Below are 19,662 nucleotides of genomic sequence, written 5' to 3' on the forward strand. Positions count from 1 at the left end.
CGCGCGCTCCCCATTGCGTTCTCGTTGTCCCTTCTTGCTTGCGAGCTGTTTGGGGTCAGTTGGACGCAATTACTCCGCGGTACCTTCCGCATCGGTGATGTCGGCAAGCTGAATAGGCTGACCGGGCATGATGGTCGAAATCGCGTGCTTGTAGACGAGCTGCGAGTGTCCGTCCCGGCGCAGCAGAACGCAAAAATTGTCGAACCAAGTCACGACACCCTGAAGCTTGACGCCGTTCACCAGAAAAATCGTGAGCGGGATCTTGGCTTTGCGAACGTGATTGAGAAAAGTGTCTTGCAAGCTTTGCGTGCGCTCTGTCGGCATGGGCTTGTTGTCCCTTTGGTTCACGCTTGGTCTCAAAAATGACGCCGGCTTGAGACGAACCGGCTCGTGGTCCTGTTAAGACGCAACCACAATGTGCGACCGTAAGATATTCGACTTAGGACGAATTCCGTATGTGTGCCTCCCCCGTAAAGCGAGTCACTGAGCTATGCTAACGCATTGCGGCGTTTCTTTCATTCGAATTGACACCTAATGCGCGAAGTTTCCGGTGTAGTGCGGAGCGTTCCATGCCCACGAATTCGGCCGTCCGGGAGATGTTTCCGCCGAACCGGTTGACCTGGGCGAGGAGGTATTCCCGCTCGAAAATCTCGCGTGCGTCGCGCAGCGGCAGCGACATCAGGTGCTCCCCGCCTGCCCCGTTGGGCGTCAGCGGCACCGGCGAGACGATTTCGTCGGGAAGCATGTCGGCGGTGACAATGGTGTCCGCGTCGCCGCCCACGAGGATCATGAGACGCTCGACGTTGTTGCGCAGCTGACGGACGTTGCCCGGCCATTCGTGCGACTGAAGAACGGCCATGGCGTCCTCGCCGATCCGGCGTGGCGGCAGACCCGAGGCCACGGAGATTGTCTGCACGAAGTAGCGCACAAGGTCGGGCACGTCCTCGCGGCGCTCGGAGAGCCCCGGGATGCGGATCGGCACCACGTTGAGGCGGTGGTAGAGGTCCTCGCGTAGGCGCCCTGCCGAAATCTCCTTCTGGAGGTCGTGGCTGGTCGAGGAGACCACGCGCACGTCCACGTGGACCTTGGTGCCACCCCCGAGGCGCTGGAAGCGCTGTTCGACCAGCACCCGCAGGATCTTGGCTTGGGTCTCAAGCGGCATGTCGGCGACTTCGTCGATATAGAGCGTGCCGCCATGGGCCTCTTCGAGCGCACCGACCTTTCGGGGGCCCGAGCCCGTCCCCTCCTCCGTTCCGAAGAGTTCGAGTTCCATCCGCTCCGGGACCATCGCGGCCGCGTTGAGGACGACGAACGGCCCGTCGGCCCGGTGTGACTTGGCGTGCATCACCCGCGCGGCGAGTTCCTTGCCGCAACCGGAGGGGCCGCTAATCAGCACGCGGCTATTCGTAGGCGCGACCTTCTCGATGGCCTGCTGCAGCTGGCCGATGGCGGCGGATTTGCCGATCATGTCGGAGGAATAGGAACTGCGCTCCCGCAATTCTCTGTTCTCGCGCTTCAGCTTCGAGGTCTCGAGCGCACGCGCAGTGATGAGCACCAGCCGGTCGGCCTTGAAGGGCTTTTCGATATAGTCGTAGGCGCCCCGCTGGATGGCTGACACGGCCGTCTCGATATTGCCGTGGCCGCTTATGATTATGACGGGCAGATCCGGATGGGCCTTCTTGATCTCCTCCAGAAGATCGAGGCCGTCGAGCCGCGAGCCTTGGAGCCAGATGTCGAGAATGACGAGCGAGGGCCGCCGCTCCTCGATGGCCTGCAGTGTTTCGTCGCTGTCCTTCGCGAGCCGTGTGCCGTGACCCTCGTCCTCCAGGATGCCGGAAATGAGCTCCCTGATATCGGCCTCGTCGTCGACGATCAGGATGTCAGACGCCATGAGTTACTTCCTCTTCTTCGGCAGACTTTTGACTCGTCTCGGGCTCGGATGCGGACTCAACGGCAACGTCCTTGTCCGTATCCTCGCGCGTCACGATCGGCAGATCGATCAGCACCGATGCCCCCTCCACTTTGCCGCCGCGCTTCGGAGCATCGGCCAGCCGCAATTTGCCTCCGTGCTGCTCGGTGATGCGCTGCACGATGGCCAATCCAAGTCCCGTGCCTTTGACACGGGTCGTCATGTAAGGCTCGATCAGACGGTCACGGTCCTCCTTGGGCAGGCCGCAACCGTTGTCGATGATCGTGATGTGAACGCGGTCGCCCTTGGCGGCCACCGTCGCGGTGATCTCGCCGGTTCCCGCGCGGTCTGGATCGTTTTCGATCGCCGTATCGATGCCTTCGCTCGCGTTCTTCACCAGGTTGGTCACGGCCTGGGTGAGCAAGCGCTGGTCGGACATGGTCTTGACCGGCTTGTCAGGAAGGTCGAGCGTGAAATCGATGTCCGGGCGGCTCACCTGGAACAGGAAGACGGCCTCACGCACGATCTCACGCACGTCATGCAATTCCATCACGGGCTTCGGCATTCGGGCAAAGGCGGAGAACTCGTCCACCATCCGGCCGATGTCCGACACTTGGCGCACGATCGTGTCCGTGCACTGTTCGAAGATTTCGCGGTCCTCGGTAATGACCTTCCCGTATTTCCGGCGAATTCGTTCGGCGGATAGCTGAATCGGCGTGAGCGGGTTCTTGATCTCGTGCGCGATGCGGCGCGCGACGTCGGCCCAGGCGGTGGAGCGCTGCGCAATGACCAGCTCCGTTATGTCGTCGAAGGTGACGACGTAGCCCTGCCCGTCGCCCTCACTCGTCACACGGACCGCGAAATTGCGCTCCGACCCGCGACGGCGCAGCGTGATTTGATCGGTTCCCGGGCGCCGCGCCGGCTTGCGGGCGCGCTTGAGCTGCGGCCCGAACTCGGGGACGGCGTCGGCCAGCTGCGTCCCGATAAGGTCGTCCCCCTTCAGGCCAAGGAGTTCCTCCGCCGATGGGTTCACGAGGTTCACGGTGCCGTCTGCATCGACGCCGACGACACCTGCGGTGACGCCGGAGAGCACGGCAGACATGAAGCGGTTGTGTTCGTCGAGTGTCGCGTTGGCGCCCACCAATTCATCGCGCTGGGTCTTGAGCTCGGAGGCCATGGTGTTGAACGTCGAGCCGAGCACCGCGAGATCACCGTCGGCCGGGTTCACGCGCACCTTCACCCCGAGATTGCCGTGGCTGATCTCCTCGGCGGCACCCATCAGTTGACCGATCGGGGCCACCAGGCGGTTGGCGAACCACATGCCGATCCAGATCGCGGACAACAGCAGCGTCAGCGCGATGGTGACATACATGAGGCCGAAGGCGACCTGCACACCGGCGCGCCGTTGCTCGAGCAATTGGTACTCGGCGACATTGGCGCGCGTTGCGCGCAGCTGCTGCAGCACGCGCGCGTTCACCGGGCGGATGACGTAGAGGTAAGTGTCGTCGAAATTGTCCAAGCTCTTGATCGCGCCGACCAGGCTGGTCTTGCCGGGCGCGATCACGATGACCTGCCCTTTCTTGGCAAGGTCCATCGCTTCGGCCGGCGGCGCGCGATAGGGAATGTTGGGCATGGAGGCAGCCGTCGCCAGCATCTTGCCTTTGCTGTCGATCAGATAGGCCGCCGGGATGGCACGGATGCCGGCCTGGGCGCGCAGGAAGCTTCCGAAGCCTTGCGGCCGTGCCCGGACGAGTTCCACGGCCTCGTCGATGTCCTTGGCCATGCCGACCGTGTCGGCGCGGATGACCTGGCCGTGCTCCTGAAGATAGGCCGTGGCCACGTCGATCGAATTCTGGATGATCGATTTCGTGCGGCTCGAGAACCAGTGATCGAGGCCGCGGTCGAGCGACACGCTGGCGAAAATCGCAAGAGCGATCGCGGGGACGACGGCAATAACGCTGAATAGGCTGACGATCCGAACGTGAAGCTGGGCGCCAGCTTCGTGACGCCGCCTGGCGAGCCACAGGCCCGTCACCTGCCAGGCAATCAGCCCCAGCATGGCGACCACGAGCACCGCATTGATGAGCAAGGTGGTGACGACCACCTGCTGCGTCGGCACGATCGGCGTCAGGCCCGTCAGAACCAGGTAGGTGGCTAGTCCCGCACAGAGGGACAGCACCATGATGATCAGGCCGAGTGTGAATTGAAGGCGCCGGCGCTTGGCCGGAACCGTGGTCTGCCCCTCAGGATCGCGCTCACGCGCGACTTTTGGTGGAGCGGATAACTTGCTGCCTGCCTTAGTTATTTTCGTATCTGGCTCGGGGTCGCGCAAGGTGTGCTGCTCTCCCTCCCAAGTCCCTGGTTCGGTTCGGGCCGATTGTCATCCGTGCGGCATTTTGACCACAGGCATGATGCAATAAGATCACAATGTGGCGCTTTGGCGACAGGCGGACGGTGCATGACTGTACGCGCCCCGAAGGACATGCACCGCGGTCATATGGGATGCGGGAGTAGCCCTGACCAGGGCTAGGCGGCGGGAGTCCGGATGACTTTGATCCCGAGGTCGCGGATCTTCTTGCGCAACGTGTTGCGGTTCACGCCCAATAGATCGGCGGCGCGAATCTGATTGCCGCGGGTCGCGGCCAAGGCCGCCGTGATCAGGGGCGATTCAACCTTTCGCAGGATCCTCGTGTAGAGCCCGGCCGGCGGCAGCTCCTGGCCGAAGCTCATGAAGTAGTCGCTGAGGTAGCGCTCCACCGCTTCGGACAAATCCGCCGCGGCCTCGGGCGTATCGCTGAACGAGGCCGCGCGCGCGGTCGGTGCGAACTCGCTTTCCACCATGTCGACGGTCACGATGTCCTGGGTGTAGATGGCCGACAGTCGGCGGACCAGGTTCTCGAGCTCACGCACATTGCCCGGCCAGTTATGCCGCTTGAGCCTCTCGATCGCACCGGCTTCGAAGCTCTTGGGCGGCAGCCCCTCTTTCTCGGCGATCGCGAGGAAGTGGCGCACGAGGTCGGGAATGTCCTCAAGCCGTTCGCGCAAGGGCGGCAAGCGCAGCGGCACGACGTTCAGCCGGTAGTAGAGATCCTCGCGGAACAAACCTTGATCGATCTGCTGCTGCAGGTCGCGGTTTGTCGCGGCGATGATCCGGACATTGGTTCGGATGGGTGTTCGTCCGCCCACGGTCGTGTACTCGCCTTCCTGCAGCACGCGTAGGAGACGCGTTTGCGCCTCCATCGGCATATCGCCGATCTCGTCCAGGAAGAGCGTGCCGCCTTCGGCCTGCTCGAAACGGCCCACATGACGGGTCTGCGCCCCAGTGAAGGCCCCCTTCTCGTGTCCGAACAACTCGGATTCGATGAGTTCCCGCGGAATGGCCGCCATGTTGATGGCCACGAACGGGCCGTTCCGCCGTTTGCCGTATTCGTGCAGCGCGCGCGAGACGAGTTCCTTGCCGGTGCCGGACTCGCCCGTGATCATGACGGTGAGGTCGGTTTGGGTCAGACGCGCCAGGACGCGATAGATGTCCTGCATCGCCGGGCAGCGCCCGATCAGTGGCATGCCGTCCGAGGACTCGGCGGAGAGCGGCTGGACCTTCTTGCGCGGCTCCGCCAGTGCGCGGCTCACGACCGAAATCAGCTCGTTCAAATCGAACGGCTTGGGCAGGTATTCGTAAGCCCCCCGCTCTGCCGCTGTTACGGCCGTCATGAAGGTGTTCTGGGCGCTCATGACGACGATCGGTAGGTCCGGCCGCAGCTTCTTGATGCGCGGAATCAAATCGAACGCGCTTTCGTCCGGCATCACCACGTCGGTGATGATGAGGTCCCCGTCACCTTGGCTGACCCAACGCCACAGTGTCGCCGCGTTGCCGGTCGCGCGCGGCGCATAGCCTGCGCGGGCAAGGGCCTGGTTCAGGACCGTTCGGATTGCCGCGTCGTCGTCGGCGATCAGGATATTGCCTTTTCCCATACTTCGGTCTGTCTCTTAGATATGTGCTTCGTCTTGTTCCGCTGTTTCGGCGGCCCGCGTTGTCCCATCGCGGCTCGCCATCGGCATCAGTGCACGGAACACTGTGTAGCGCGGCCGTGAATCGCACTCGATGATGCCGCCGTGGTCCCCGATGATCTTCGCGACCAGGGCAAGGCCGAGGCCCGTCCCGGAAGGCTTCGTGGAGACGAACGGGTCGAACAGGTGTTGAATCAGGTCGGCGGGAACGCCGCTGCCATTGTCCTCGACGGCGATTTCCAGCGGGAGGCTCACACGGGCCTGACTTCCCGGCACCGAAAGCCTCACGCCGGGGCGGAACGCGGTCGACAAGGTGATTTGACCGTCTTTGCGGGAGTCGCCGATCGCCTCGGCGGCATTCTTAACGAGGTTCAGGAACACCTGCACGAGCTTGTCGCGGCTGCCGGGCACCGGCGGAAGCGACGGATCGTAATTCTCGACGATCTTGATGTGGCTGGCGAAGCCCGTCGAAGCCACCTGCTTCACATGGTCGAGTACGTCGTGAATGTTCACAGGTTCCCGTTGCAGCGGGCGCTCGTCCCCGAAGATCTCCATGCGGTCCACGAGTTTGCAGATGCGGTCCGACTCCGAGCAGATCAACTGCGTCAGTGTACGGTCGGATTCGTCGCACTCACCCTCGAGAAGCTGCGCTGCCCCGCGAATGCCCGAGAGTGGGTTCTTGATCTCGTGTGCCAGAACCGCGGCAAGACCGGAGACGGATCGCGCGGCGCCGCGATGGGTCAACTGGCGTTCGATCATCTGCGCCATGCTGCGCTGCTGGATCATCACCATCACCGTGCTGTCGCCGACTGCGACCGGTCCGCCATAAAGGTCCACAAGCTTGGTGGATTCGAAACGGAACGAGCTCAGCTCCACGCCGTATTCGTTGACGGTCGTGCCGTTGCGCTGAACCTGCTCCACGAGCGCGATCAGAGGACAGCCGAAGGCAACCACGTCCGGCAGGCTGTGACGGGAGAGGACGCTGGCGCTCATCTGAAAGAAGTCTTCAGCCGCCGCGTTGACATACTCGATGGCAAGGCCCTTGCCGATGACCAAAAGCGGATGCGGCAGGGCCTCCACGAGAGCCTCGCACGCCATACCCTTTAAGTTCTGGCCCGCCCCTGGTGTTTTGGTAGAGAGCGTCAAAGCCTATATCCTCGCCGCCGCGTCCGGTGGCCCAATTGAGCGTGCATAAAATATAAGCACCGATGAGTCATGAACTATTATTGGGCAACATACGTGTGTTTTTCGTTGGGGCAATAATCGATATGCCGCAGTGCAACAACCTTGCGAATCAGCGACTTAGACCCAGAAATGGGCACTCTTGTTGCAGTCCTTGGGAGATGTTTTGTGACTGTTGCAGCGCTGATTGTTGCCGCCGGGCGTGGCGCGCGGGCCTCCACTGACGCGGCGCAGCCAAAGCAGTACTGCGAGATCGGCGGCGCGCCGATGCTGGCTCGCACCCTATCGGTCTTCGCGGCCCACCCGGGCGTGCACGATATCCTGGTCGTCATTCATCCAGACGATGTGGCGTTGTATGGCGAGGCCAGCGCACTCTTTGCATCGGACATCCTGCCGGCCGTCATGGGCGGTGCCCGCCGACAAGACAGTGTACGTCTTGGGTTGGAGGCTCTCGCGGACAAGGCGCCAACGAAGGTTCTGATCCACGACGCTGCGCGGCCGTTTGCCGACGAAGCCTTGGTCTCTCGGGTCATCGATGCGCTCGAGGCCTCGCCCGGCGCCCTGCCCTGTCTGGCCGTAACCGACACGCTGAAACGGGCCGACGCCGGTCACGTCGCAGGCACCGTGCCGCGTGAGGGTCTCTTGCGCGCGCAGACACCGCAGGGGTTCAACTTCGAGGCGATCCTGACGGCGCACCGCGCGGCCGCCCGGGATTCGACACTGGAGTTCACGGACGATACCTCCGTAGCGGAGTGGTTCGGGATCAACGTGGCGATCGTCGAAGGTTCGGAGCACAATCGTAAGCTGACGACGGCGGAGGACTTGATGATCGCCGATCAACTGATGCGGCAAAGCGCACCCGCCGGCACCATGCGTGTCGGGTCGGGATATGACGTACACAGGCTGGGGCCCGGCGATGCCGTCACGCTCTGTGGCGTGGTTATTCCCCATACGCGGACGTTGCTTGGTCACAGCGACGCCGATGTGGGGCTGCATGCGCTGACCGACGCCCTGCTCGGCACGATCGCCGATGGGGATATCGGCGCGCATTTCCCGCCCACGGATGCGCGGTGGCGCGGTGCAAGTTCCGATATGTTCTTGAAAGACGCCGGCGAGCGGATCGCGGCGCTCGGCGGCAAGATCGTGCACGCCGACGTCACGCTGATCTGCGAGACGCCGAAGATCGGTCCGCATCGCGACGCCATGCGCGGGGCCATTGCGGACATCCTCGGTCTTGGCCTCAACCAAGTCAGCGTGAAGGCGACCACGAACGAACAGCTTGGCTTTATCGGCCGCGAGGAAGGCATCGCGGCCATGGCCACAGCGACGGTGATGCTTCCATGAGCGACGTCCCTTCAGATGAAGCGTTGACGGCGCTGGCGGCGGAGGTCCTCGAGGCCGCACGTGCCGGCAGCGATCTGATCGCGACGGCGGAATCATGCTCTGGCGGGCTGGTCTCGGCCGCCCTCACATCCGTTCCGGGATCCTCGGACGTGTTTGACCGCGGGTTCGTGACCTATACGAATACCGCCAAGTCCGAAATGCTGGGCGTTCCCTTCTGGCTCATCGAGAAACATGGCGCCGTGAGTGAGGAGGTCGCGCGCGCCATGGCGGGAGGGGCCTTGGCCCACAGCAACGCGACGATGGCTGTGGCCATTACGGGAATTGCGGGGCCTGGCGGCGGAACCGACGACAAGCCGGTCGGTTTGGTACATTTCGCGGCCGAACGCCGGGACGTACCGACACAGCATCAACGTGTTGAGTTTGGCGATCTTGGCCGCGACGAGATTCGCCGCTTAAGCGTCGAGTGTGCGCTTCTCATGTTGCGCGCTCTCGCCTAGCGCGGCGCTTAGCTGGTGAGCGCGCGGCCCTTCACGCCATAGACCTCGTCCGCACGCGCCTCGAAGGCGTCCGTGTATTTTCGGACTGCCTTGTCGAACAGGCTGCCGACCAGCCGCTCGAACATGCGCGAGCGGAACCGATAGGCGATGTAGAAATCGACCTCCGATTCGCCTGTGCCTTGTGGTTCGAACATCCAACGATTTTCAAGATGCTCGAAGGGCCCGTCGACATACTCGACCAGGATCGACAGTGCTGCCGGATCGAGCGTCACGCGGCTAGTGAACCGCTCGCGGATCAGCTTGTATCCGACCTCCATATTGGCGGTCAGAACCTCTTTGTCGTCGACGGTCTCGCGGCGCACGATGCTGAGCGCTTCGCAGAGCGGCAGGAACTTCGGATAGTCCTCGACGTTCGCGACCAGCGCATACATGTCGTCGGCCCCATGGGCGACGCGGTGACGGGTTTCGAAAGTCTGCATGCTTGGTTTTTTGAGCTAGCCGGCGAGGCTCGCAAGCCGCGCCGCCTTCAGCTGCACGAAATCTTCCGCCGCGTGATAGGACGAGCGTGTCAGCGGCGTCGAGGCGACAAGGAGAAAGCCTTTTGCTTCGGCGAGGCGCTTGTAATCCGCGAAGCGCTCCGGTGTGACGAAGCGGTCGATGGCGGCATGTTTGCGCGTTGGCTGCAAGTACTGGCCGATGGTGAGGAAATCCACGTCGGCCGCACGCAGATCGTCCATCACGCTCTCGACCTCGTCGTCGGTTTCGCCAAGGCCCACCATGATGCCTGATTTCGTAAACACCGCTGGATCGATGCGCTTTGCCTCTTTCAGCAACCGCGCGGAGTGTGAAAATTCCGCACCCGGACGAATGCGCCGATAGAGCGAGGGCACCGTTTCGATATTGTGGTTGAAGACGTCCGGGCGCGCCTCCAGCACGATCTCAAGCGCGCCCGTCTTGCGCATGAAGTCGGGCGTCAGGACTTCGATCGTGGTTTCAGGCGCCGCCTTGCGTATGGCGGTGATCGTGCGCGCGAAATGAGCCGCGCCCCCGTCGGCAAGGTCATCCCGGTCGACGGAGGTGACGACCACATGGGTCAGGCCGAGCTCGGCGATCGCGTCCGCCGTACGCATGGGTTCGTCCGGATCCAGATGCGCCGGCTTGCCCGTGGCGACGTTACAGAAGGCGCAGGCGCGCGTGCATACATCGCCCATGATCATTACGGTGGCGTGCCGTTTCGACCAGCACTCTCCGATGTTGGGGCACGCGGCTTCTTCACAGACCGTGTGGAGACCGTGGCGCTGCAACGTCTCGCGCGTGCCGTCGAGAGCGTGATTGCCCGGCGCCTTCACGCGGATCCACTCCGGTTTGCGCATGACGGGCGTATCGGGAAGCCGCGCCTTCTCGGGATGGCGCGGCCGTCCTTTTGTCTCTTGAACCGTATTCAGCAGTGTAACCATGCGTGTTCTTGAGTGCGTGGGCTATGGGTTGATCTTGCGCCAAAGCCAAATGACGATGACGGCACCGATCGAGGCTACGATCAGGTTGCCCACCCAGCCGTAGAACTCAACGCCGATGATGCGCGCGAGCGTGCCGCCGAGAAACGAGCCGGCGATACCGACCAGGAAGTTGGTGAATAGGCCGTGGTCGCTGGCGGTGATCTTCTCGGCGATGTAACCGGCCAAGATGCCGATAATGATCAGGCCGATAAAGCCGACACCCGGCATCGAAAACAAACCGTGAGCTTCCATGCTCGCCTCCCTATGTGTTGTCCGTTCGCGCCGAACCTAACGCATCCGCTGCCAAAGCCAAATACACAGAACCGCGCCTGCGGTCGCGATGATGACCTGGCCGAGGAGGTTCGAGGCTGTGATGCCGACGAAGCCGCCCAGCAAGCCGCCCACGACAGCGCCGACGACGCCGATCAAGAGATTGGTGAGAAGATCGTTCTTCCGCCCCATCAGGTATGAGCCGAGAACGCCGGCGATCAGGCCGACCACAAGGAAGATAATGAGCGACATTTCAGGTCTCCTGCCGTTGGTCCGGCTCAAATTGGTGCGCCACCTTGCCGTGGGTCGCTTCGGCGCGTTCAGGACTGGCGCGTTCAAATGTGCAAGGCACGCCCGAATGCGTCCAGAACCGACTCATGCATCATCTCCGATAATGTCGGATGAGGAAAGATCGTGGCCATGAGTTCGGCCTCGGTCGTCTCGAGCGTCTTGCCGATGGCAAATCCTTGAATCAGTTCCGTGACTTCGGCGCCGATCATATGCGCGCCGAGTAGAGCGCCGGTCTTGGCGTCGAAAATCGTCTTGATGAGACCGTCGGTCTCGCCCAGCGCAATGGCCTTGCCGTTGGCGGAGTACGGATAACGCCCGACCTTGAGCTCATAACCCGCCTCGCGCGCAGCGGCTTCGGTCAGGCCAAGGCTCGCGATCTGCGGCGTGCAATACGTGCAGCCCGGCACGTTGCGCGGGTCGAGCGGATGGACGCCTTCGATGCCCGCGATCTTCTCAACGCAGAGGACGCCTTCATGCATGGCCTTGTGGGCGAGCCATGGCGGTCCGACCACGTCTCCGATGGCATAGACACCAGGCGCGCCCGTGCGGCACCATTCGTCGATGACGATGTGCCCCCGGTCGACCGTCACGCCATGCTGTTCGAGGCCGAGGCCTTCGACGTTGCCGGTAATCCCGACCGCCAGAATGACGCGCTCGGCGGCGACGTCGGTGGTGTTGCCGTCGGCGGCACGCAGCCGGGCCGAGACGCCACCTTCGTCGGTATGGTGCAGGTTCTCGACGGTCGTGCCGGTATGGATTGCGATGCCCTGTTTGGTGAAAGCCATATGGGCGAGTTTCGAGATCTCCTCGTCCTCCACCGGCAGAATGCGATCCTGGACTTCGACGACCGTCACCTCGACGCCGAGCGCCCGATAGAAGCTCGCGAACTCGATGCCGATCGCGCCCGAGCCGATGACGAGAAGCGATTGCGGCAGACGCGGCGGCACCATCGCTTCCTTGTAGGTCCAGATGCGGACCCCGTCGGGTTCCAGAGCGGGAAGGCTGCGGGCCCGCGCACCGGTCGCGATGACGATGTGTTGCGCCGTGACCGACGGCAGGATGGTGCCGTCCTTGGCGTTGAGTGCGACGCGTCCGGGGCCTTCGAGGCGTCCCGTTGCATCGAACATGGCGATCTTGTTCTTCTTCATCAGAAAGGCGACGCCGCGGGAGAGCTTGTCGGCCACGTTGCGGCTGCGCTGGATGAGCTGGCCGAAATCGAAGCCGAGCCCGTCGACGCGCAGGCCGAACGCCTCGGCTTCCTTGATCTGCCGGTAGAGCTCCGAGGTCCGCAGCAGCGCCTTCGTGGGGATGCATCCCCAGTTCAGGCAAATGCCGCCGAGGTGCTCCCGCTCGATGACGGCCGTGCGCATGCCGAGCTGGGCGGCGCGGATCGCCGCCACGTAGCCGCCGGGTCCGCCGCCGATGACGACGAGATCGAATTCCGTGCCGGAGGTCATGCGAGCGCCCCCGTCGTCACTGGCCGTGTCATCAAGATCCAGTCTCCAGATTGCGGCAGGTCCGGCGGAAGCACCGCACGTTCACTTGCGATCTGCTCGTATCCGGCCCGCCGGTAGAGCCGCCCGGCTCCCTCGTTCCAACTGCCCACGATGATGCTTGCGGCCGGGGCGCCGGTTTCACGCGCCCGCTCGTTCGCGACATCGAGAAGCTTCATGCCGAGGCCCATTCCGCGGTGCTCCGTAAACGTCGCCAGCACGTTCACATACCATGTGCCGGGGGCCTGGGCTTCGAGGCGCACGAGCGGTTGCAACATGGCGGGCAGTTCGTCGACGCCGGAGAGGTCGTACGGGTCATCCAGCCGGTAGCCGATGAGGCACGCGACGATCTCATCGCCGATCTCGGCAATGGTGGTGTGGCGATAGGAGAAACCGCCCTCCTCACGGCGCGCGCGCTCGCGACCGACTTCGAGCGCCGAGTGGCCAGGGCCCGCCATGTCGAGCCACAGCCGGTTCGGCGCGCCCTCGCCCGCGATGTCCACGAGCATCGCCAGCGCCGCAGCATCCGCGAGCGTCGCCGGGCGGAATGTCGGCGGCGTTGTCACGTCAGCGGCCTTTGCATCAAGATCCAGTCTCCAGATTGCGGGTACGACTCCGGCAAGATTGCGGGCTCCCGTGCCACCGGTAGAAATCCGCAGCGTCTATAGAGGCGTTCGGCGCCGGTGTTCCAACTGCCGACGACGAGACTGTTGCCGGCAGCGCCGGCCTCCCGAGCCTTCGTGGCCGCAAGCGCGAGAAGCTTCGACCCGAGACCGTATCCCCGGAACTCGGCGAAACTGGCAATGACGTCGATGAACCAGGTCCCCGGCGCTTGCAGCGCGAGCCGTCCAACCGGGCGAAAGATGTCTGGCTTCTCGTCCAGTCGGCACGCGTCATAGAGAGCCTCCGGCAGTCCGCCGATCACGCAGGCGGCGATTTCCGGGCCCATCATGGCGATTGTCGCATTGCGATAGGAGTCCACGTCCTCGGGCCGTCGCACCGATTGACGCCCCACTTCAAGCGCCGATTGAGCGGGACCGGCCTGATCCAGCCAAATTTGGTTCGCCAGGCCATTGGCCGCGATATCCACGAGCACGGCCAGCGCGGCGGCGTCTGCCAGCGTCGCCGGGCGGAATGTGGGTTCGAGCGCCATGGAAGAGTCGGACGGCCTCCCCGCTAGACCAGCATCGTCACGGGGTCTTCGAGATAGGCCTTGAAGGCGGCAAGGAGCTCCGCGCCCAGCGCACCGTCAATGACCCGATGATCGCAAGACAGCGTCACGCCCATCATCGTGGCGATCTTGATGGCATCGTCCTTCACGATAGGCTTCTTCTCCGCGCGCCCCACGGCGAGGATCGAGCTGTGCGGCGGGTTGATGACCGCGTCGAAGCTGTCGATGCCGAACATGCCGAGATTGGAGATCGATGTCGCGCCGCCCTGATATTCGTGTGGGGCGAGACGTTTGGAGCGAGCACGGGACGCGAGATCGCGCATCTCGTTGGAGATCTCCGACAGGCTCTTGAGCTCGGCGTCGCGGATCACGGGCGTGTAGAGCCCGCCGCCTTCGAGCGCCACGGCCACGGAGATATCCGATGGGCGATGGCGCAGGATGCCCTGCTCCGTCCAGGTCGCGTTCGCGGCCGGCACGGTCTGCAGCGCCATGGCCATTGCCTTGATGATGAAGTCGTTCACCGAGAGCTTGAAGGCGCGGGGCCCCTCATGCGGCGCCATGTCGTTCAACCGCTCGCGGGCGGCCAGCAACGCATCGAGTTCGCATTCGATGTTGAGATAGAAATGCGGGATCGTCTGCTTGGCGAGCGTGAGCCGGTCGGCGATGAAGCGGCGCATCGTGTCGTGCGGCACGACTTCGTAGCGCCCCGGCTCGTATAGCGCGAGGATCTGCTTGTCCGGCATGGGTTGCGCCATGCCTGGGACGGCCGCGGTTGACGGCGCTCGCATGAGTTCACCATGGACGGGTGCTTCAGGCTCAGCCGCCGGTGCGCCTTCGACTGGCGCGGCTTTCGGCGGTTGCGGTTCCGCCAAGGCGCGCTCGACGTCGGCGAGGACGATGCGGCCGTGGGGGCCGGAGCCCGTCAGCGCGGCAAGGTCGATGCCGCGATCGCGAGCGATGCGCCGTGCGAGCGGAGAGGCGAACAGACGTCCTGCGCCGGCGTTTCCGTCTTGCGAGCTTCCCAGAATTTGCTCCGCGATCCGGTCCATCACATGCTCAGCAGAGCTGTCGTGCGGACCATTGTGACCCACGGGGACGTTCATGGTCAAAGTCCCTTCTCGATCCACCAAGTCTCACGCTGATAAGCGTCGGGGAGCGTATCGAGTTCCTCGTCGAGCACGCCGACCTCATGGCCCAGGATCTTTTCGGCCTCTTCGAAGAACTCATCGCGCACGGACGGCGGAAGCGCTTTGCCTGTCCACGGATCGTAGCGCAGCGTGGTCATGGCCGGCCCGCCGTCGAACACAGGCATGCCGAATTCGCGGAACACGGGCGAGTAGATGATGGGCTGCTGCGGGTCGCAGGCCGCCCAGAGAAGATCCGGGAACTCCGAAAATAGTTCCGACTTGCGCGGGTCGAGGTCGAACACTTCGCGCACTTCGTCCATATGCTCGACCAGGATCGCGAAGACGCCCTCCCAGATTTCCTCCCAGCCGTCCTCGTCCCGGTCGTAGTCGTCGAGCCGCTGGCACACCGCCCGGTTGGCCTCAATTTCCTTGTCCATTTCCTCGTCGGTCAGCCAAAAGTCCGTCATGCGGCATCCTCACGGTAGCAAACAGATTTGGCCGCGCTGACGACAAGGTCCACGGAGGGCAGCGCCAGCTTCTCGAGATTGGCGGCGTACGGCATGGGAACGTCCGCGCCTGTGATCTTGAGCGGCGGCGCATCGAGATAGTCGAAAGCGCCTGCCGTTACTTGCGCGCAAATCTCAGTGCCGACGGAACAGATGGGCCAGCCTTCCTCGATGGTCACGATGCGGTTGGTCTTCCGCACCGAGGCCAGCACGGTGTCGATATCGAGCGGCCGCAAGGTGCGCAGGTCGATGACCTCGGCGTCTATCCCCTCTTCCGCCAATCGTTCGGCCGCGTCGATGGTGTAGGCCAGGCCACGCGAATAGGAGACGAGCGTCACGTCGCGTCCTGGCCGTGCAATGCGCGCCTTGCCGATCGGCAGAACGAAGTCGTCGAGTTTGGGAACCGGGAAGGTCTGGCCGTAGAGAATTTCGTTTTCCAGGAACACCACAGGGCTGTTCTCGCGGATCGCCGCTTTCAACAGCCCCTTTGCGTCGGATGCGCTGTACGGCGCGATGACTTTCAGTCCGGGAACTTGGGCGTAGATGGCGGAAAAGTCCTGGCTGTGTTGGGCCGCGACGCGGGCAGCCGCCCCGTTGGGGCCGCGAAACACGATCGGACAGTGCATCTGGCCGCCCGACATATAGAGCGTCTTGGCGGCGGAGTTGATGATGTGGTCGATGGCCTGCAGCGCGAAGTTCCAGGTCATGAACTCGACGATCGGCCGGAGCCCCGCGAAGGCCGCGCCCACACCGATGCCGGCAAAGCCATACTCCGTGATCGGCGTATCGATGACGCGGCGGTCGCCGAATTCTTCCAGCAGCCCCTGGGTGACTTTGTAGGCCCCCTGATACTCGGCCACCTCCTCGCCCATGACGAAGACGTCGCCGTCGCGGCGCATCTCCTCGGCCATGGCATCGCGCAAGGCTTCGCGCACGGTCATGTCCACGGTCTCGGTGCCGGGCGGGATGTCGGGTTCAGGGGCAGGCTCGGCCGGTGCGGCTTGCGGGCCTGCGGGAGCGGTCTCGACTGCAGGCTCGGTTTCGCCAAAGTCCGGTGGCGGCTCCTGCGCGGCGGGTGCCGCAGGTTCAGCCTGTGCCGACGTGGAAGTGGGCGGCGGCGCCGCGACCGCAGGCCCGCCTTCCGCCGGGGCTTCGTCGTCCTCCAATTGCATCACGGCGATGGGTTGATTGACCGGCACATGCTCGGTGCCTTCCGACACGAGGATCGACTGGATGACACCGTCCTCGATGGCTTCGACTTCCATCGTCGCCTTGTCGGTCTCGATTTCGGCGATCACATCGCCGGTCTGGACAGCATCGCCCTCCTTGACGTGCCATTTGGCGAGCGTGCCCTCCTCCATCGTGGGCGACAGTGCGGGCATGAGAATGTCGGTAGGCATCGCCTTAGCCTTTCGTCGCCACGACGTCGGTCCAAAGCTCGCTTGCGTCCGGCTCCGGCTCATCCTGGGCGAACTGCGCGGCCTCGTTGACGATCGCCCGGATCTCCTTGTCGATCGCCTTCATCTCGTCTTCGGGACGGCCGAGATCGGTGAGGCGTTTGTGGACGAGCTCGATCGGATCGTGGTGCTGACGCATGTCCTGCACCTCTTCCCGTGTCCGATATTTCGCCGGATCCGACATCGAGTGACCGCGATACCGATAGGTCAGCATCTCCAGGATCATGGGGCCGTTGCCGGCGCGGATATGGGCGAGCGCCTTCTCGCCAGCTTCCTTCACCGCCGCCACGTCCATGCCGTCGACTTCGCGTCCCGGAATCCCGAAGGCGAGCCCGCGATGATGGAGGTCCTGGGCTTGGGCCGAGGCGCGCTCGACGGAGGTGCCCATGGCGTAATGATTGTTCTCGATGATGTAGAGCACCGGGAGCTTCCACAGCGAGGCCATGTTGAAGCTCTCGTAGACCTGGCCCTGGTTGGCTGCGCCCTCGCCGAAGAAGGTCAGGCACACATTGTCGTTGCGGCGATATTTGTTGGCAAAGGCGATGCCCGAACCGAGCGGCGCCGGCGTGCCGACGATGCCGTGGCCGCCGTAGAAGCCCTTCTCCACGGAGAACATGTGCATCGAGCCGCCCTTGCCTTTGGAGTAGCCGCTCTGCCGTCCGGTGAGCTCCGCCATGACGCCTTTGGGGTCCATGCCGGTGGCCAGCATGTGGCCGTGATCGCGATAGGACGTGATGACCTGGTCGCCGTCGCGCTTGGCCAACATCATGCCGGTGACCACGGCTTCCTGGCCGATATAGAGATGGCAGAAGCCGCCGATATAGCCCATGCCGTAGAGCTGTCCGGCCTTCTCCTCGAACCGGCGGACGAGAAGCATCTTGCGGTAGGCGGTGAGGTACTCGTCGGGTGTGAGATTGGAGCCGGCCGGAGGCGTTGGCTCATTAGGGCTCTCGGAGGGCTTCTGGTCCATCCAGAAATTGGCCGCTCCAGGCGTCAGGCTTGGGCTGGTCAATCCGGGCCTCCTTGCGACTCACACCGTGCTTGCCACCGAAGCTAGCACGACTCCAAAGTCAGCCCAAAGACACGGACTGCTGCATAAAGTCCGGCGCGGCGCCGGATTTCAGCGCTTGATCAGCGGTCCCGTGGGATCGGGCGGTCGTCTGTTCATCATGACGAGGTCGCTCGGATGCGCCAGGTTGAGAATGGCCCGGGCCCGCTCGTCCAGCATGTCCGGATCGAGGCTGTCGGGCTCCAAGAGCGCCACGTCCCGCTCGATCCGCTGCCGGACCTCGCGCAGCCCTTCGAGCTCCCCTTCCAGCACGGCCGCACGGCGCTGCAAGTCGGTCTTCGCCGCCAGCCCGTGGTCGCCATTTTGCAGATGGTAGCCGAAATAGCCGCCCGCTCCCAAAGCCAGAAGCGGGAATATGAACGCCCTGAACCGCATCGTTCCTCCCCACGCAGCGAATCACAAACATCGTTGCGTGGTCGTTAAGGCGCGGTTACCGGCCTGCGGATTTTAGGCCTTCAGGATCGTCGTCCCGGCGTAGCGCGCCTTGGGGCCAAGCTCCTCCTCGATGCGGATGAGCTGGTTGTACTTGGCGACCCGGTCGGAACGCGCCAGCGAGCCCGTCTTGATCTGTCCGCAGTTGGTCGCGACGGCGAGATCGGCGATCGTGGCGTCCTCGGTTTCCCCGGACCGGTGCGACATGACGGCATTGTAGTTCGCATCGTGTGCCATATTCACCGCGTCCAACGTCTCCGACAGCGTGCCGATCTGGTTGACCTTGATGAGGATGGCGTTGGCGATGTGCTTGTCGATGCCCTCTTTTAGGCGCGTAACGTTCGTCACGAAAAGATCGTCGCCCACGAGTTGGACGCGGTCGCCAATTGCCTCGGTCAGCGTGCGCCAGCCGTCCCAATCGTCTTCCGACATGCCGTCCTCGATGGAGAAGATCGGATAGTTGGAGGCAAGGTCGGCGAGATAGGCCGCCATCTCCTCGGAGGAGAGCGTGCGGTTCTCGCCCGCCAGCACGTATTGCCCGTCCTTGAAGAACTCGGTCGCCGCCACGTCGAGGGCGAGATACATGTCCTTGCCCGGATGGTAGCCGGCGGTCTCGATTGCCTTCATGACGAAGTCGAGCGCGGCGCGCGTGGATTCGATATTAGGCGCGAAGCCGCCCTCGTCGCCCACGGCCGTGCCGAAGCCCGCGTCGTGAAGGCCCTTCTTCAGCGTGTGGAACACCTCGGCGCCCATGCGGACGGCCTCAGCGATGCTAGGCGCGCCGACGGGAACGATCATGAATTCCTGAAAGTCGATGGGATTGTCCGCGTGCATGCCGCCATTGACGATGTTCATCATCGGCACGGGCAGCAGGTTTGCGTCGTCTCCTCCGAGATAGGCGTAGAGCGGCTTCTCGCTGGCAGCTGCCGCGGCCTTCGCCGCAGCCAGGGAAACGCCGAGAATGGCGTTGGCGCCGAGCCGCTTCTTGTTCTCGGTTCCGTCGAGGTCGCACAACAATTGGTCGAGGCCGCGCTGGTCGTCGGCGTCGAAACCGTCCAGCGCCTTTCGGATTTCGCCGTTGACCGCCTCGACCGCCTTTCTCACGCCCTTGCCGCCATACCGGGGCCCGCCGTCGCGGAGCTCGTGGGCTTCGTGAGCGCCGGTCGAAGCGCCCGACGGAACAGCGGCGCGGCCGTGATGGCCGTCCTCGAGGACAACATCGACTTCAACGGTCGGGTTGCCGCGGCTATCAAGGATTTCTCTGCCGACGATGGTCGCGATGGCTGCCATGTGGGTGTCCCCCCAAGAAACTCTGTGATGTTTTGAGGCCGTCATAGCCTAGGCGGACGAGAACGGGAAGGCGTATATGTCCAGGAGGCGCGTCCCCGCGTCTTGGGCCCAATCGGGAGA

General features: G+C 63.6%; 20 protein-coding genes. 2 read left to right on the plus strand and 18 right to left on the minus strand.

All coding sequences use genetic code 11. The features are described from left to right. Window positions 1-69: 69 nt before the first annotated feature. The 5 genes from hfq to DCY11_RS15045 all read right to left on the minus strand — a co-directional run bounded on the left by hfq (window position 70) and on the right by DCY11_RS15045 (window position 7,015). The gene (hfq, locus tag DCY11_RS15025; protein WP_045367265.1) at window positions 70-324 is read right to left on the minus strand and encodes an RNA chaperone Hfq; all 255 of its coding nucleotides are present in this window, start codon (window positions 322-324) and stop codon (window positions 70-72) included. A gap of 169 nt (window positions 325-493) precedes the next feature. After that, on the minus strand, window positions 494-1,891 hold the full coding sequence (locus DCY11_RS15030; protein ID WP_069444762.1) for a sigma-54 dependent transcriptional regulator: 1,398 nt from the start codon (window positions 1,889-1,891) through the stop codon (window positions 494-496). After that, window positions 1,881-4,241, minus strand: a complete 2,361-nt coding sequence (locus DCY11_RS15035; RefSeq protein ID WP_159080063.1) for a PAS domain-containing sensor histidine kinase — start codon at window positions 4,239-4,241, stop codon at window positions 1,881-1,883. Before DCY11_RS15035 ends, DCY11_RS15030 begins: the two co-directional genes overlap by 11 nt. 194 nt (window positions 4,242-4,435) lie before the next feature. Further along, window positions 4,436-5,881 carry a nitrogen regulation protein NR(I) gene (ntrC, locus tag DCY11_RS15040; RefSeq protein WP_108683546.1) on the minus strand — a complete coding sequence of 482 codons (1,446 nt, stop codon included), beginning with the start codon at window positions 5,879-5,881 and terminating at the stop codon, window positions 4,436-4,438. A 15-nt stretch (window positions 5,882-5,896) separates the two neighbouring features. Further along, entirely contained in the window at window positions 5,897-7,015 is a 1,119-nt protein-coding gene (locus DCY11_RS15045; protein WP_108683547.1) for a nitrogen regulation protein NR(II), read from the minus strand. A gap of 252 nt (window positions 7,016-7,267) precedes the next feature. Between DCY11_RS15045 and DCY11_RS15050 the strand changes: the two genes are divergently transcribed. Both DCY11_RS15050 and DCY11_RS15055 read left to right on the plus strand, forming a co-directional pair. Continuing rightward, window positions 7,268-8,443 (plus strand): bifunctional 2-C-methyl-D-erythritol 4-phosphate cytidylyltransferase/2-C-methyl-D-erythritol 2,4-cyclodiphosphate synthase, encoded by a 1,176-nt coding sequence (locus tag DCY11_RS15050; RefSeq protein ID WP_245409397.1) that lies wholly within the window; start codon window positions 7,268-7,270, stop codon window positions 8,441-8,443. Continuing rightward, window positions 8,440-8,940, plus strand: coding sequence for a CinA family protein (locus tag DCY11_RS15055; RefSeq protein ID WP_108683549.1), 501 nt, complete (start codon window positions 8,440-8,442; stop codon window positions 8,938-8,940). The genes DCY11_RS15050 and DCY11_RS15055 overlap by 4 nt, the downstream gene beginning before the upstream one ends. 8 nt (window positions 8,941-8,948) lie before the next feature. Here DCY11_RS15055 and DCY11_RS15060 read toward each other — a convergent pair whose 3' ends face one another. The 13 genes from DCY11_RS15060 to eno form a co-directional block, all read right to left on the minus strand. Then, entirely contained in the window at window positions 8,949-9,419 is a 471-nt protein-coding gene (locus DCY11_RS15060) for a type II toxin-antitoxin system RatA family toxin (RefSeq protein ID WP_108683550.1), read from the minus strand. A gap of 15 nt (window positions 9,420-9,434) precedes the next feature. Continuing rightward, entirely contained in the window at window positions 9,435-10,397 is a 963-nt protein-coding gene (gene lipA, locus DCY11_RS15065) for a lipoyl synthase (RefSeq protein ID WP_108683551.1), read from the minus strand. Window positions 10,398-10,418: 21 nt separating this feature from the next. Beyond that, window positions 10,419-10,688, minus strand: a complete 270-nt coding sequence (locus tag DCY11_RS15070) for a GlsB/YeaQ/YmgE family stress response membrane protein (protein WP_069444753.1) — start codon at window positions 10,686-10,688, stop codon at window positions 10,419-10,421. Window positions 10,689-10,724: 36 nt separating this feature from the next. After that, a complete protein-coding gene (locus DCY11_RS15075; RefSeq protein WP_069444752.1) occupies window positions 10,725-10,958 on the minus strand; it encodes a GlsB/YeaQ/YmgE family stress response membrane protein in 234 nt (77 codons plus the stop codon). 83 nt (window positions 10,959-11,041) lie between these two features. Next, complete coding sequence (gene lpdA, locus DCY11_RS15080; RefSeq protein WP_108683552.1) at window positions 11,042-12,454, minus strand: dihydrolipoyl dehydrogenase; 1,413 nt, start codon at window positions 12,452-12,454, stop codon at window positions 11,042-11,044. After that, window positions 12,451-13,056, minus strand: a complete 606-nt coding sequence (locus DCY11_RS15085; protein WP_108683553.1) for a GNAT family N-acetyltransferase — start codon at window positions 13,054-13,056, stop codon at window positions 12,451-12,453. Before DCY11_RS15085 ends, lpdA begins: the two co-directional genes overlap by 4 nt. Further along, window positions 13,053-13,643 (minus strand): N-acetyltransferase, encoded by a 591-nt coding sequence (locus tag DCY11_RS15090; RefSeq protein WP_108683554.1) that lies wholly within the window; start codon window positions 13,641-13,643, stop codon window positions 13,053-13,055. The genes DCY11_RS15085 and DCY11_RS15090 overlap by 4 nt, the downstream gene beginning before the upstream one ends. Before the next feature lie 23 nt (window positions 13,644-13,666). Then, window positions 13,667-14,710 (minus strand): dihydrolipoamide acetyltransferase family protein, encoded by a 1,044-nt coding sequence (locus DCY11_RS15095; protein ID WP_245409533.1) that lies wholly within the window; start codon window positions 14,708-14,710, stop codon window positions 13,667-13,669. A gap of 56 nt (window positions 14,711-14,766) precedes the next feature. Further along, the gene (locus DCY11_RS15100; RefSeq protein ID WP_108683556.1) at window positions 14,767-15,255 is read right to left on the minus strand and encodes a hypothetical protein; all 489 of its coding nucleotides are present in this window, start codon (window positions 15,253-15,255) and stop codon (window positions 14,767-14,769) included. Next, window positions 15,252-16,694, minus strand: coding sequence for a pyruvate dehydrogenase complex E1 component subunit beta (locus tag DCY11_RS15105; protein ID WP_108683557.1), 1,443 nt, complete (start codon window positions 16,692-16,694; stop codon window positions 15,252-15,254). Before DCY11_RS15105 ends, DCY11_RS15100 begins: the two co-directional genes overlap by 4 nt. 4 nt (window positions 16,695-16,698) lie before the next feature. Continuing rightward, window positions 16,699-17,748, minus strand: coding sequence for a pyruvate dehydrogenase (acetyl-transferring) E1 component subunit alpha (pdhA, locus tag DCY11_RS15110; protein WP_371515050.1), 1,050 nt, complete (start codon window positions 17,746-17,748; stop codon window positions 16,699-16,701). 123 nt (window positions 17,749-17,871) lie between these two features. Beyond that, on the minus strand, window positions 17,872-18,195 hold the full coding sequence (locus tag DCY11_RS15115; RefSeq protein WP_069444744.1) for a septum formation initiator family protein: 324 nt from the start codon (window positions 18,193-18,195) through the stop codon (window positions 17,872-17,874). 72 nt (window positions 18,196-18,267) lie between these two features. Continuing rightward, window positions 18,268-19,542: a phosphopyruvate hydratase gene (gene eno / locus DCY11_RS15120; protein WP_108683559.1), complete on the minus strand. Its 1,275-nt coding sequence runs from the start codon at window positions 19,540-19,542 to the stop codon at window positions 18,268-18,270. Window positions 19,543-19,662: the final 120 nt, after the last annotated feature.

The organism is Methyloceanibacter sp. wino2 (genome assembly GCF_003071365.1).
Classification (GTDB): Bacteria; Pseudomonadota; Alphaproteobacteria; order Rhizobiales; family Methyloligellaceae; genus Methyloceanibacter.